Below are 15,341 nucleotides of genomic sequence, written 5' to 3'. Positions count from 1 at the left end.
GGACCGACGACCTCGGGCCAGCCACTCGCGAACGCCTTGTTCTTGTTGGTGAGTACCTCGTGCACCGCCTCGGGTCCGGAGGCGGCGACGACCTTGCGGCCGAACGCCTGCCACCAGCACACGGGCCCGTGCCGCCGCATCAGCTGGAGCTGGAAGGCCGGGCCGTGGCGGACGGTGTTGACGCCCAGCCCCACGAACGGGATGCCGCGGTCGCCGACGACCGGCTTCAACCCGCTGCCGGCCGGCGGGGTCGCGAGGGTGGCCGCGCGCAGCGGAACCCGTTCGAGGAGCGCGTCGAACCAGTGCGAGGTGTCCACCGCGACAAGCCGTGAGTTCTCCGCGACAGCGTCTTCCGGCCGTGTGTCCATGTGAGCAGGCCCTCCCGGAGCTCGTCAGGGGAGTCGACACCTGCCCGACATCCGTGTGCCATCGCCCATGCATCACGCCAACACCCACGGGACATCGGCTGCGAACGCCATGGATGCCCCGCGGAGAGAGGCGGCTGCGAGATTACGTCCCCGTCTCCCGCCCCGGCGCCCGCGCCGGGACGACGGCAAACGAGATCCCTGGGGGCCAACGTGGTGTCAGCCGAGTCAAGTCACGTCGCAGCCGCCGCCGGCATACCGGACGCGGGTGTGGATCCGGTGGCCGTCGTCGGCATGGGGTGCCGCTACCCGCGAACCATCTCCTCTCCGGGGGAGCTGTGGGAGTTCGTGGCGCGCGGCGGCAACGCCGCGGAACCGGGGTTCCCCGCCGACCGCGGTTGGGACCTGTCGGCGCTCACCCGCACCGACCCGGGTGCGCCCGGTGCGACCTACGTGCGTGGGGGGTCGTTCATCGACGGCGTGGGGGACTTCGACCCGTCGGTCTTCGGCATCAGCCCACGCGAGGCGCTGGCGATGGACCCGCAGCAGCGCCTCCTGCTCGAGGTCTCCTGGGAGGCGATCGAGCGCGCCGGTATCGACCCGACGAGTCTCGCCGGTACCCGCACCGGCGTCTACTTCGGAGTTGTGGCGCAGGAATACGGCCCTCGGGTGTTCCTCGGCGAAGCCGACCAGGCCGGCCACCTCACGACGGGCACGGCGCCGAGCGTGGCCTCGGGCCGGGTCGCCTACTCACTGGGGCTGGCGGGACCCGCGATCACCGTCGACACCGCGTGCTCGTCGTCCCTGGTGGCCGTGCACCTCGCCGTCCGGGCGCTCCGGGCGGGCGAGTGTTCGCTCGCGCTGGCCGGCGGCGCCAACGTGGTCTGTTCGCCAAGCATCTTCGTCGGGTTCGCACACCTCGGCGCGCTGGCACCGGATGGCCGCAGCAAGCCGTTCTCGTCGGGTGCCGACGGGTTCGGCGTCTCGGAGGGCGCGGGGGTCCTCGTCCTCGAACGGCTCTCGGATGCGCGCCGGCGTGGTCACCACGTGCTGGCGGTGCTGCCCGGCACCGCGATCGGCCAGGATGGGGCGTCCGAGGGCCTCTCCGCGCCGGACGAGGCCGGTCAGCGGCGGGTGATCCTCGACGCCCTCGCCGACGCCGGCCTGTCACCCGCCGACATCGACGTCGTCGAGGCCCACGGTACGGGGACGAAGGTCGGTGACCCGGTCGAGGCGCGTGCGCTCCTGGGAACCTACGGCGCCGCCCGGTCAATCGATCGTCCGCTGCTGGTCGGCTCGGTCAAGTCGAACATCGGACACGCGCAGGCGGCCTCCGGCGTCGCCGGTGTCATCAAGATGGTCGAGGCGATCCGGCACGGCGAGGTGCCCGGCACCCTGCACCTGTCGGGCGTGACCGATGCCGTCGACTGGTCGCCGGGTACGGTCCGGGTGGTGCCGGAGAGCACCGGGTGGCCGGTCACCGGCGGTCCCCGTCGGGCGGCGGTGTCGTCGTTCGGGATCAGCGGGACCAACGCCCACGTCATCGTGGCGCAGGCACCCGAGGACCCCGCCGGCGTCGGTGAGCCGTCGGTTCCCGGAGTCGTGCCGCTCCTGCTCTCCGCGAAGACGGACGCGGCGTTGCGGGCGCAGGCGTCCAGGTTGCACTCCCACCTCACCGAGCGGCCCCAGCTCCGGCTCACCGACGTGGCCCATGCGCTGGCGACCGGCCGGGCACGTTTCGACCACCGGGCGGTCCTCTTGGCAGGTGACCGCACGGAAGCACTGGGCGGGCTGGCCGCGCTCGCGGCGGACAGCCCGGACGCCACCACCGTCACCGGCCGGGCCGGGACGGCCGGCGGCGTGGTGTTCGTGTTCCCGGGGCAGGGTTCCCAGTGGGCGGGCATGGCGGTCGAGCTGCTCGACAGCAGTCCGGTGTTCCGGGCCGAGATCGAGGCGTGTGATCGCGCCTTCGCCGAGTACACCGACTGGTCGCTGCTCGACGTCCTCCTCCGCCGGATGGGGGCGCCGGATCTGGATCGCGTGGACGTCGTGCAGCCAGCGCTGTTCGCGGTCATGGTCTCGCTCGCGCGGTGCTGGCAGGCGTTCGGTGTCGAGCCCGCCGCGGTGATCGGGCACTCGCAGGGTGAGATCGCCGCCGCCTACGTCGCGGGCGCGCTGTCCCGCCGGGACGCGGCGCGGATCGTCACCTTGCGGAGCCGGACGATCGTGGACATCGCCGGTACGGGCGGGATGGTCTCGGTGTCGCTTGGCGCGGCGGACGTCGTGCGCCTGCTGGCAAGGTGGGCCGGCCGCCTCGACGTCGCCGCGGTCAACGGGCCGCGGTCGACCGTGGTCTCCGGCGACGCCGAGGCGGTCGACGAACTCATGGCGCACTGCGCGGCGAACGATCTGTTCGCACGGCGGATACCGGTCGACTACGCCTCGCACTCCACGCATGTCGAATCACTCGAGGCGACGCTGGGCCGGGTGCTCGACGGCATCGAACCCACGTCCTGCGGAATCGACCTCATCTCCACGGTGACCGGCGACCGCGTCGAGGGAGCCGCCCTGGACGCGGGGTACTGGTACCGCAACCTGCGCGAGACGGTGAACTTCGAGCACGCGGTGCGAGCGGCCCACGATCGCGGCTACGAGACCTTCGTCGAGGTCAGCCCGCACCCCGTTCTGACCGTCGGTGTCGAGGAGACCTTGCACGAGCTCGCTCCGAACGGCGCGGCGCTGGTCACCGGAAGCCTGCGGCGGGCGGAAGGAGGGCTACGCCGTCTGCTCGCGTCGGTGGCCGAGGTCCACGTGTCCGGCGCCGCCGACCTGGGCAGCCGGCTTCGTGACCACGACCCGCGTCACGTCGACCTGCCGACCTACGCCTTTCAGCGCACGAGGTTCTGGCTGTCGCCGGGTACGGGGGCCGGGGACGCCTCCGGTGTCGGTCATCCGCTCCTCACCGCGGCGCACGACCACCCGGAGCACGACGAGCTGCAGTTCACCGGCACGCTCTCGCTGATCGCCCAGCCCTGGTTGGCCGACCACGCCGTGCACGACGTCGTCCTGCTGCCCGGTGCCGCCATGACCGAGCTGGCCATGTTCGCCGGACAGCAGGTCGGCTGTCCCACCGTCACCGAACTCGTGCTGCACGAGCCGTTGGTGATCCCGGACCAGACCGCCGTGCTCGTCCGGGTCGTGGTCGCGGGCGAGGACGGCGGCGGGCGCGCGGTGCGGATCTACTCACGAACCGAGTCGGGAGAACGGCTCAGCGGCCGGGACGGCTGGACCAGACACGCCGACGGTGTCCTGACGACGCAACCGGCGGGCGACGACGTGGCTCCCGCGGCCTGGCCGCCGGCCGGCGCCGAACCGGTCGACGTCGCCGACGGATACGAGCGGCTCGCCGAGCGGGGGTACCAGTACGGGCCGCTGTTCCGGGGGCTGCGCTCGGTGTGGCGGCACGGCGCCGACATCCACGCGGAGGTCGAGCTCGCCGGCAGCGCGGGCGGGCTCGGTTTTCTCCTGCACCCGGCGCTGCTGGACGCCGCACTGCACGCGTTCCAGTACGCCGATCCCGGCTGGGGAAAGACCCAGGAGACCGTGCTGCTGCCGTTCGCGTGGGAAGGGGTTCGGCTGCACGCGGTCGGCGCCTCGGCCCTGCGCGTGAGCATCGTGGCGCACGGCGCCGACGTCTACCGGCTGACACTCCGGGACTCCGGCGGGAACCTGGTCTGCTCCGTTGAGTCGCTGACACTGCGGCCGGTCGATCGCGGCACGCTCCGCGCCGCCGGCACCCGCACCCGCGACTCGCTGTTCGGTCTCGAATGGACGCCGAGCACCGCGTCGCCCGGATCGGCCGCGGAGCCGGCATGGGCGGAGTGGCCCTCGGTGCCTCCCTCCGGCGCGCGGGGCGCGACCCGCGCGGCCGTCCTGCGCTGCGTGCCCGCCGACGAGCCCGCGGGTCCGGACCTGCCACGGCAGGTCCGGCAGGCGCTGCGTGACGTCCTCGCGGTGGCGCGCCGCTGGCTGACCGAGCCGGATTTCGACGGCGCCACACTGGTGGTCGTCACCAGACGCGCGATCGCGGTGGGGTCCGGCGAGGACGTCATGGACCTGGTGCACGCGCCGGTGTGGGGGCTGCTGCGCAGCGCACAGACCGAGAACCCTGGCCGGATCGTCCTCGTGGACGTCGACGACTGGCCGGGGTGGCGGGAGGTGGTGCCCGCCGCCCTGGCGAGTGGCGAACCGCAGCTCGCTGTCCGGCACGGAGTCGCCCGCGTGCCGAGGGTCGTGCGTGCGACACCGCCGATGGCGGGGGCCGGTCACCTGCGTGATCCGGACTGGCGGCTGCGCACGCTGGGCGAGGGCACGCTCGACGCGGGCAACATGGCGCTGGTCCGCTCGCCGGCCGCCTCGAGGCCGTTGGCCGGTGGTGAGGTCCGGGTCGAGGTCCGCGCGGTCGGGCTGAACTTCCGGGACGTGATGATCTGTTACGGGCTGTATCCCGACGCCGGCGTCGACATCGGCAACGAGGTGGCCGGCGTCGTCGTCGAGGTCGCGGACGACGTCGAGACGCTGAAGCCGGGCGACCGGGTGATGGGCATGTTCTACGGTGTCGGCCCGCGGGCCGTCCGTGACCACCGGTACTTCAGCCGATTCCCGTCGACCTGGTCGTTCGAGCAGGCCGCGGCCACACCGGCGGCGTTCCTCACCGCCTACTGCGCGCTGCGCACGCTGGCGGGGCTCACCGCCGGGCAGCGGGTGCTCGTGCACGCCGCGACCGGCGGGGTGGGGATGGCGGCGATCCAGCTCGCCAGGTACTGGGGTGCCGAGGTCTTCGCCACCACGGGCACGCCCAAGTGGAACACCTTGTGGCGCTTGGGTTTCGACGAAGACCACGTCGCGGACTCACGAACCCTCGGGTTCCGGGAGAAGTTCCTCGGCACGACCGGTGGCGCGGGTGTCGACGTCGTCCTCGACGCGCTGGCCGGCGAGTTCGTCGACGCGTCGCTGGACCTGCTGCCGCGTGGTGGCCACTTCGTCGAGCTTGGCAAGACCGACGTCCGCGACGCGGTGCAGGTCGCTGCACACCACCCCGGTGTGCGGTACCAGCACTTCGACCTGACGCGGGTGGGGCCGGCGGAGGTCGGGCAGGTGCTCGCGGAGCTGGGCGAGCTGTTCGACCGCGGCGACCTGCGCCCGCTGCCGGTCTCGGTCCGTGACGTCCGGCAGGCCGCGGACGCGTTGACGTTCCTGGGCCAGGCCAGGCACACAGGCAAGCTCGCGCTCACCATCCCCAGGGCCCTCGACCCCGAGGGAACAGTGCTCATCACCGGCGGGACCGGGGTGCTCGGCGCGCTGCTCGCGCGCCACCTGGTCACCGGCCACGGCGTCCGGCACCTGCTCCTGCTCAGTCGCAGCGGCCCGGACACCCCCACTGCCCGGGCGCTCGCCGACGACCTGCGCGCGCTGGGCGCCGGCGTCCGGATCCTCGCCTGTGACGCCGCCGACCGGGACTCGCTCACCGCCGCGCTGGCGGGGATCCCCGGACAGCATCCGCTGACGGCGGTCGTCCACGCCGCCGGCGTGCTCGACGACGCGGTCTTCGGCACCATGTCCACGGAACAGCTCGACCGCGTGCTCCGGCCGAAGCTGGACGCGGCATGGCATCTGCACCGGGCGACCGAGCGGCTCGACCTGGCCGCGTTCGTGCTCTTCTCGTCCGCGGCGGGGATCCTGGGGACGGCGGGCCAGGCGAACTACGCCGCGGCCAACACCTTCCTCGACGCGCTGGCGGAGCACCGGCGGGGACGTGGCCTGCCAGGCACGTCACTCGCCTGGGGCCTATGGGCCCAGGGCACCGGGATGACCGGTCACCTTGACCACCGGGACCGGGAACGCCTGCGCGGTACCGGTTTCACCGCGATGTCCACAAAGGATGGCCTGGCGCTGTTCGACGCCGCGCTGGCACACGGCCAGTCGGTGCTCATCCCGGCACATCTCGCGTCGCCGGGGACGGGCGACTGGCCCCCCGTGCTCCGCGGATTCGCGCGGCCGGGCCTGCGAGTCGCACGCGACGTCCACCGCGCGGCGGGCCAGGCGCCGTTCGTCGACGGGCTCGGTGGAATGACGCCGGCCGACCGGCGGGCGGCGGTGCTGGGGTTGGTCCGCGAGGTCGCAGCCGCCGTGCTGAGACACGAGTCGCCGACGGCGATCGACCCGGCTACGGGGTTCAAGGAGATGGGGTTCGACTCGCTGGGTGCGGTCGAGTTCCGGAACCGTCTCAGGAAGGCCATGAACCTGCCGGTCCCCACGAACGCGGTGTTCGAGTACCGGACTCCCGATGCGCTGACCGAACACCTGCTCACGCTGGTGCCGAAGGCCGCCGGGGATGCCGACGGCCACGTACCGTCCACTGTGGAGTTATCAGCGCCTGCCGTGGTGGCGGCGGAGCCGGTCGCCGAGGACGTCGAGCAGCCGGAGTGGTCGCCGCTGACCCGTTACCAGCGGGAGGTCGTCGCGGTCTCCCTGACCTACCCCGACCTGCCGCTGTCCCAGCCCAGCGGGTACTTCCGGCTGCGTGGCGCCACGGACGTCGACCGGATGAGGCGGGCGATCCGGCGCACCGCGCTGCGGCACGACGCGATGCGGCTCCGGTTGAAGGCACACGGCGACGAACTACTGCAGCGGGTGTCACCGGACTACCCGGACGTCGAGGTCGTGTGGTTCCTCGCCGAACCCGATCCCCGGGAGGCGTGCCGGCAGTGGATCGCCCGCACCACGGACACCGTCCTCCCCCTGGACGGACAGCTCACGCAGACGACGATCCTGGTCGACGACGCGGGCTCGTTGATCGTGTACCTCCGGTTCCACCACGTCGCCGCTGACGCGTGGGGCATCAACCTCGTGATCAGGGACATCCGCGCGGCCTACCGGTCCGATGACCTCGGCGTCGCCGCGGCGCCGAGCTGCCTGGACGTCGTCCGGGCGGACGAGGAGTACCGGCACTCACCGGACTGGCAGGCCGACCGGGACGCGCTCGTCGGGCTGGTCGCGGGACTGACCTCCGCCCTGTTCCCGCGCAGCGCCACGGTGCGCAGCCATCGCAGGCGGCAGAAGTCCATCCACGTCGAGGCCGCCGTCGCGGACCGGATCAGGGCGACGGGACGCTCGGTCTTCTCCGTCGCTACGGCCGCGCTCGCCACCTACCTGCGCCGAGTACACCGCGACGGCGACATCGTGCTGGGCATCCCGCTGCTGAACCGGCGTACCCCCGCCGACCTGGCGACCATGTCGCACGTCACGAACATCCTGCCGGTGCACGTGCCCGTCGACGAGCGCCACACCCTGCTCGAGCTCGCCGACCGGATCCGCGCCGACGTGTGGGACGTCACCGCCCGCCAGCGGTTCGCACTCGGTGACCTACGTGCCGCCCTGCGGGATCACGGCGTCCGTGACCGCGAGCTCTTCGACGTCACCTTCTCCTACATCACCGTGCCGGCCGGAGACCTCGACGCGGACGTCGACCTGACCGTGCTCTCGTCGGGGTACTCGCTCGACGCCGTCAACATCGTCGTCCGCGAGTTCGAGGCCGACGGTTCGCTGTCCGTCGACGTGTTCTACGCCGACGACGTCTTCGACGACGCCTTCACCGTCGACGCGGCGGCCGGGCACGTGGCCCGCCTGCTCGACGAGTCGCTCCGGGCGCCGGGCACACCGGTGGGCGCGCTGCCGACGGTCGGTCCCGACGAGGCGGCCCGCACAGCGGCGTTCGAGCGCGGCCGGCCGGTCGAGCTCGACGAGGCCGCGACGCTCGACGCGCTGGTGACAGCGCAGGTCCGGCGCAGCCGGGCACAGATCGCCATCGCCGCGACCGACGGCGACGGGCACGTGGTCACGCTGACGTACGCGGAGTTCGGCCGGCGGGTCCGCCTGCTTGCCCGGCGACTGCGCGACACCGGCCTGCGTCCCGAGGAATGCGTGCCGGTGCTCCTACCGCGCTCGGTGGACTACCTGGTCGCCGTCCACGCCGTGCACGCGGCGGGTGGGGCGTACGTGCCGGTCGACCCGGAGCACCCCGCGGAACGCGTGCGCGCTGTGCTCGTGGACTGCGGGGCCCGGACCGCCATCACCGACGCCCGGTCGGAAGGCCTGGCCGCCGGTCTCGGCATCCGGCCGATCACCCCCGACGGCAGGCACGACGCGGCACGCGACGAGGAAGCAGACGTCGTGGACGCGTCGACGGGCACCCGGCCCACCGACCTGGCCTACGTGATCTACACGTCGGGCTCCACCGGCACCCCGAAGGGCGTGATGATCGAGCACCGCTCGGTGGTCAACCGCCTGGCCTGGATGCAGCGCGGGTACCCGCTGGGTGCGGACGACGTCGTCCTGCACAAGACACCGGCCACGTTCGACGTGTCGGTCTGGGAACTCATGTGGTGGGCGCACGTCGGTGCGCGGGTGGCGGTGGCACCACCGGGAGCCGAACGCGACCCACGTGAGCTGACCGCCGCGATCGACCGCCACGGCGTGACCGTCATCCACTTCGTGCCCGCGATGCTCGGCCCGTTCCTCGACCATGTCGAGCAGGACCCGCGAGCCGCGGCCCAGGTGCTCTCCCTACGGCGGGTCTTCTGCAGTGGCGAGGCGCTGTCGCCCGCGCTGGCGGAGCGGTTCCGTTCGGTGTTCGCCGCGGCGGGGCACCCCGAGGTGCGGCTGGTCAACCTGTACGGCCCGACCGAGGCGACGGTCGACGTGTCCTACTTCGACATCCCGCCGTCGGGTCCGATCGAGCGGGTGCCCATCGGCAGACCGATCGACAACATCGCGCTGATGGTGCTCGACGGAGCGGGCAGGCGCTGCCCGGTGGGGGTGCCGGGCGAGCTGAACATCGCCGGGGTCGGCGTCGGCCGTGGCTACCTCGGGCAGCCCGCTCTCACCGACGAGGTGTTCGTCGTCGACGAGTCGATACCGGAGCGGCGGCGGTACCGCACCGGCGATCTCGCCCGCTGGCTCGCCGACGGCACCATCGAGTTCCTCGGCAGACTGGACGACCAGGTGAAGGTACGCGGTAACCGGGTGGCGCTCGGCGAGGTCGAGAGCGCGCTGGTGCGCTGCCCCGCGGTCGCCTCGGCCGCGGTCGTCGACGAGCGGGCCGGTTCCGGTACCCGGCTGGTCGCCTACGTGGTGCCGGCGACGGCCGACCGGGCGACCCTGACGGCGTCGGTCGTCGACTTCCTGGCCGGGCGGCTCCCCGCCTACATGATCCCCGCCGAGTTCGTCGTGCTCGACGAGCTTCCGCTGACGCGGAGCGGAAAGGTGGACCGGCAGGCACTGCCCGCGTGCGGCCGTCGCGAGCACGGATCCGACGAGCCGAGCAACCCGGTCGAGAAGGAGCTGGTCGAGATCTGGAGTGACCTGCTCGGGTCGAGCGCGTTTGGGGTTCGGGACGACTTCTTCACCGTGGGTGGCGATTCGATCCTGGTGCTGCGCATGCGAACCGAGGCCGAGAAACGCGGGTTCCCTTTCGACGTCGAACGGTTCTACACCCGTCCCACCATCGCGGACCTCGCCGCGCAGGTGACGGCCGCTGGGCAGGCCGGCGAGACGGACGCGGCGGTGTCCGCACCGTTCGAGCTGGTCCCACTGATCGACAGGGCCGGCCTCGGCGACGACATCGAGGACGCGTTCCCCGCGTCCCAACTGCAGCTGGGCATGCTGTTCCACAGTCTGCAGAGCGCGGACTCCGCACTGTACAAGGACGTCTTCCACTACCGGCTGAGCATGCCGTGGCACGAGCACGAGTTCCGCCGTGCCCATCACCGGCTGGTGCGCAGGCAGCCCGCACTCCGGTCGAACTTCGACCTCACCGGCCGTTCGACTCCGCTGCAGATCGTGTTCCGCGAGATCTCGGCACCGCTGGAGATCGCCGGGGCCCGTGACGTCGACGAGTACCTGGACGAGGCAGCGCACGCACCGTACCCGCTGGTCACGGCACCGTCCGCGGTGCCGTCGGCCCTGCACGGCATGAGGGTGTTCGTCCAGCCGGACCACGTCGACCTGGTGTTCAACTTCCACCACGCGATCCTGGACGGGTGGAGCGTCGCCAACCTGGTCGGCGAGCTTCTGCGGGACTACCTGGCGCACCTCGGCGGCGACGGAGCCGGAAGCGATCAGCGGCAACCGTGTGACACGCTCCTGCTCGCCGAACACGCCCGCGCCGAACAGGCGGCGCGCCAGGACGATGCCACGAGAACGTTCTGGGCACACGCGCTGGCCGGCTCCCGGTCGACGACGATCGCGTCGACACGCCCGCATGTCCGCCCAGACGACGGCGACGCCACGACGATGGCCCTGCCCCTGTGGCTGGACCGTTCCATCAAGCGGTTCGCCAAGCGGCAGGGGCTGCCGCTGAAGTCGGTCCTGCTGGCCGCGCACTGTCTCGCGCTGGCGGCCATGTCCGGCTCGGACGACGTCGTGACGGGGTGCGTGACCAACGCGAGGCCGGCCCGCGCGGGCGCCGAGACGTGCGCGGGACTGTTCATCAACACCGTTCCCGTGCGCATGGACATCCGGCGGCACAGCTGGCTCGAAGCCGTGGCGGGGATGGTCCGGTGGGAACGGGACGCGTACCGGTACCGGCGCCTTCCGGTCAGCACGCTCGACTCCGGCCGGGACCGGGCCGCCTTCGACACCGCGTTCAACTTCGTGAACTACCACAACCTGGGTGACATCCTCGGCGAGGTAGGGCTGGTGTCCGTGACGGTGCGGGAGGAGACCAACTTCTCACTGCTCAACACCGCGCTCGTCGATCCACGCGACGGCCGCGTCACGCTGCGGATCAGTGCGGGAGGGGACACGCTCACCGCCGCGCAGTGCGCCGAGTTCGGCCGAACCTTCGTCGAGCTGCTCGGCGAGCTCGTGCGGGACCCCGACGGCGAGGTCGATCTGTGGCGGGCACGACGGCACGACGTCACCGACATGGTCGCCAGGACAGCGGCGCTGCACCCCGCGACCACCGCGGTCGCCGACGACTCGGACGAGTGGGACTACCGGCGGCTCTCGGACGCGGCGGACACGGTCGCGCAGGAACTCCTCGCCAGGGGAGTGATGCCCGGGGCACGGGTGGCGATCCTCATGCGACGGTCGGTCGACCTGATCGCGGTGGTGCTGGGCGCGATGCGTGCCGGGGCCGCCGTGGTCCCTCTCGACCCCGCGTACCCGAGGACGCGCATCCGCCAGATGGCGGCGATCGCCGCCCCGCGCCTCACCGTCGCGGAGCCGGGCCTCGTGGCCGCGCTCGCGGACGTGACGACGGTCGTCGGGCCGGCGGACCTCCTCGCCGGTTCCGGCGCCGACACGCCTGCGCTGCCCCGGATCCACCCCGAGCAGGTGGCGTACGTGCTCTTCACATCGGGCTCGACAGGCGAACCCAAGGGCGTCGCCGTGCCGCACCGCGCGCTGGCCAACCTCATCGAGTGGCAGAACCGTCGCGCCACCGGCGGGGTGGGCATGACCACGCTGCAGTTCGCGCCGCTGAGCTTCGACGTGTCCTTCCAGGAGATTTTCTCCACCCTGTCCGGCGGCGGCACGCTGCGCGTGATCGACGACGCCGCGCGGCAGGACATGGCGCAGGTGCTGCGGGTCATCGACCGTGCTGGCGTGCGACGGGTGTTCCTGCCCTACGTCGCGCTGCAGGCGCTCGCGGAGGTCGCGGCCACCACCGGCGCGTACCCCGCGTCGCTGCGGTGGATCGTGTCGTCCGGCGAGCAACTGCGGATCACCCCGGAGATACGGGCCCTGTGCGCCGCGAACCCGGCACTGGTGGTCGAGAACCAGTACGGCCCGACCGAGACCCACGTCGTGCTCGCGCACGAGCTGCCGGTGGCCACCCGCGACCATCCGCAGCTGCCGCCGGTCGGCACGGCGATCTCGGGTACCAGCGTCTCGCTGCTCGACGACCGGCTGCGGCCCGTGCTGCCGGGCGTGCAGGGCGAGATCTACGTGGCCGGCCCGTGCGTGGCGCAGGGATACGAGAACCGACCCGGACTCACCGCCCAGCGGTTCGTCGCCGGTCCGTCGGGCTCGGTCCGCTACCGCACCGGTGACCTCGGCATCGCCCTGGCGAACGGTGACATCGTGTGCCTCGGCCGCGCCGACGGCCAGGTGAAGGTCCGGGGCTACCGGGTCGAGTGCGCCGAGGTTGAGCTCGAACTGCTGGCGATGGCAGGCGTCGAGCAGGCGGCGGTCGTGCCGAGCATGCTCGGCGGGGCGGACGCGGTGCTGCGGGCCTTCCTTGTCGGCGGTCCGGACCGGCCAGGGACCGAGGCACTGCGATCCCGGATTCGCCAGGTCCTCCCGCCGCAGATGGTGCCGTCGACCTTCCACTGGATCGACGCGATTCCCCTGACCCCCAGCGGAAAGCGGGATGACGCGGCGCTGCGTGCGATCGGGTCGCGGGCAGCCGTGGCCGTCGGCGACCCGGTCCCGCCCGCCGACGTGTTGGAGGCGACGGTCGCCCGTCTGCTCGCGGAGTTCGCCGGGCTCGACGACCTGGGAGTGGACACCAGCTTCTTCGACGCGGGGGGCACGTCGATCGGGGCCACCCGGGTGGCGATGACTATCGCCAGGCGGTGGGGAGTGGAGCTGCCGCTGCACGCGTTCCTCGCGAGCCCGACGGCCCGCCAGCTGGCCGCCGCCATCCGGGACCGCGACGACCACCGGGTCTTCGATCCCGTGATCCCGCTGCGCGAGTCGGGAGACGGACCCCCGCTGTTCCTGGTCCACCCGATCGGCGGCAACGTCTTCTGCTATCGCGAGCTGGTCGAGCACCTGCCCGCCGACCGTCCGGTGTACGGCCTGCGCGCAGCGGGCGCCGAGCCGGGCACCGAGCCCATCGCGTCGATGGAGGCGATCGCCACCTCGTACCTCGAGGCGATCCGGCGTGTGCACCCGGAGGGCCCGTTTCACCTCGCGGGCTGGTCCTTCGGCGGCTACGTCGCGTTCGAGCTCGCCCGCAGGCTCGACGAGGCTGACCTGTCCACCGTGACACTCCTCGACACGATGGCGATCGGTGACGGCGACCGGTCCCTGCTCGAGGAGCAGCAGCTGATCGACCTGTTCTTCCGGGAGTTGCTCTGGTACTCGGGTGCCAGGGAACCCGGAGCCGACGAGCGCGGTCCGTCCGGTGAGAGCGCCGAGGACCTGTTCGAGTCGGGTCTCCGCACGACGATCGAGCTCGGCATCCTGCCGGCCGACGGTTCGTCGCGGCTGCTCCGCAGGTTGTACGGGGTCTTCCTGGCCAACTACGAAGCGACGATGGGCTATCGCCCCGGGAAGCTGAACCGCCGGTTGCTCGTGCTGCGGGCGACGGAGGAGCTCCCGGCCGGGTTCGCCGGCGCGCACCGCACCCTCCGCAGCATGTTCGCCAGCCCCGACAACGGCTGGCAGCACTGGGCCGGGCCACTCGTCGAAACGGTCCAGGTTCCTGGCAACCATCTGTCCATGATGGACATCCCACATGTTGGCGTGGTCGCGGACACGCTCGCCCAGGCCGTTCGACGCGCGGACGCCGGGGCGCCGGGGGTGTCTCGATGACCGCGACCAGGGATGTCGACGAGGTGCGCCGGTCCATGAGCCCGATGGAACGCTGGTACTGGGTCTGCGACCAGATCTCGCCGCTCAACGTCGTCGCCCGGGTACACGTGCGCGGCGCGTGCGCGCCGCGGGACCTCGATCTCGCGGCCGAGGCGCTGGTGCGGGAACACCCGCTGCTGCGGGTCGCCGTCGACGCCGAGCCGGACGGCAGCCGACCGCGGTTCGTCGGCGCGGCGAGCCATCGGCCGAGCCTGCGTGTCGTCGAGACCGAACCGTCCGATGTGGACCGCTGGGTGCGGGAGGTCGACGACGTCGAGTTGGCGTTGTCCCTCGACTGGCGCACCGGCCCGCTGGTCAGGCTGGTCGACGTGGTCAGGGGACGGGGGACCGCCGACGAGTGCCACGACGTGATCCTCACGGTGTCCCACGTCATCGCCGACGGGACCACCGCGCTGGAGCTGTTGCGCAGGCTGGTGGAACTGGCGGCCGGTGCGGCACGCCTCGTGTCTACCCGGCCCGCGTTGCCGCCGCCGGAGGCGATGCTGCCGAAGCGGATCAACGGGCTGCCCCGGGCGGCCCACTTCGTGGCATCGGTGCTCGCCGACGGAGTGGCCGCCGCGGTCGCGCGTCCTCGCAGGCTGACGCCGGCCACGCCGGTCGAATCCCGCGGGCGGCGGACCAGGTTGATCCGCCGCGAGCTCACCGCCGCGCAGGTGGCCGAGCTGGCCGACCGGTGCCGGCGCGCGGGCGTGACCGTCCACAGTGCACTGACCGCGGCCATGGCGATCGCCCTCGCGGGCACCACGTCGACGCGCACACGGGTGACGGTCGGTTCCCCGGTGGACTTCCGCGCCGAGCTGGAACCCCCGGTCCACCCGACCGACGCGGGCGCCTACGTCGCCACCGTGCCGTCGCATGTCCAGGTGGCGCCGGCCGCCGACCTGTGGACGGTCGCCCGTGGCGCGCACCGGGACCTGCGGCGCCGCAAGCGGTTCCACCAGCACCTGGCACTCGTGTCGCTGCTGCGCCTCATGTCGCCGCGTTCGGTGGCCGCGAGCGCGCGGGCCGTCGCGATGGTCGACCGCGTGGGCCCGGGAAACGTGTGCCTGTCGAACATCGGGCGCTACGACTTCCCCGACCGGGCCGGGGACTGGGCACTGTCCGGCGCCCAGTTCATCGCCGACGTGTCGGTCAGCGGGTACCTGGTGGCGACGGTGAACACCAGCCACGCCGCACTGCACTGGAACTTCACCTACATCGAGGGTGCGGTCAGCAGCGAGCGGGCCGAGCAGTTCGCGGAACGGGCGGTGCGGGCCCTGCTGTCCGGGCTGCACCACACCGGGGCCGGGGTCCGCACAGCAACGAGAGGTTGAT

General features: G+C 72.4%; 3 protein-coding genes. 2 read left to right on the top strand and 1 reads right to left on the bottom strand.

The genetic code is table 11. The annotated features are described in order from the left end of the window. A partial coding sequence (locus tag VF106_RS02135) for a cytochrome P450 (RefSeq protein WP_330837815.1) occupies positions 1–368 on the bottom strand: 368 nt, incomplete at its 3' end. A 210-nt stretch (positions 369–578) separates the two neighbouring features. Between VF106_RS02135 and VF106_RS02130 the strand changes: the two genes are divergently transcribed. Continuing rightward, positions 579–13,967, top strand: coding sequence for a non-ribosomal peptide synthetase/type I polyketide synthase (locus tag VF106_RS02130; RefSeq protein WP_330837814.1), 13,389 nt, complete (start codon positions 579–581; stop codon positions 13,965–13,967). Beyond that, complete coding sequence (locus VF106_RS02125; protein WP_330837813.1) at positions 13,964–15,340, top strand: phthiocerol/phthiodiolone dimycocerosyl transferase family protein; 1,377 nt, start codon at positions 13,964–13,966, stop codon at positions 15,338–15,340. The genes VF106_RS02130 and VF106_RS02125 overlap by 4 nt, the downstream gene beginning before the upstream one ends. Position 15,341: the final 1 nt, after the last annotated feature.

The organism is Actinophytocola sp., from assembly GCF_036378875.1.
GTDB lineage: Bacteria > Actinomycetota > Actinomycetes > Mycobacteriales > Pseudonocardiaceae > Actinophytocola.
This window is presented reverse-complemented; position numbering and strand designations above follow the sequence as displayed.

Bases quoted from the DNA above. Each gene is read 5' to 3' on its own strand.
- VF106_RS02125 (WP_330837813.1), top strand. From the start codon at position 13,964: ATGACCGCGACCAGGGATGTCGACGAGGTGCGCCGGTCCATGAGCCCG.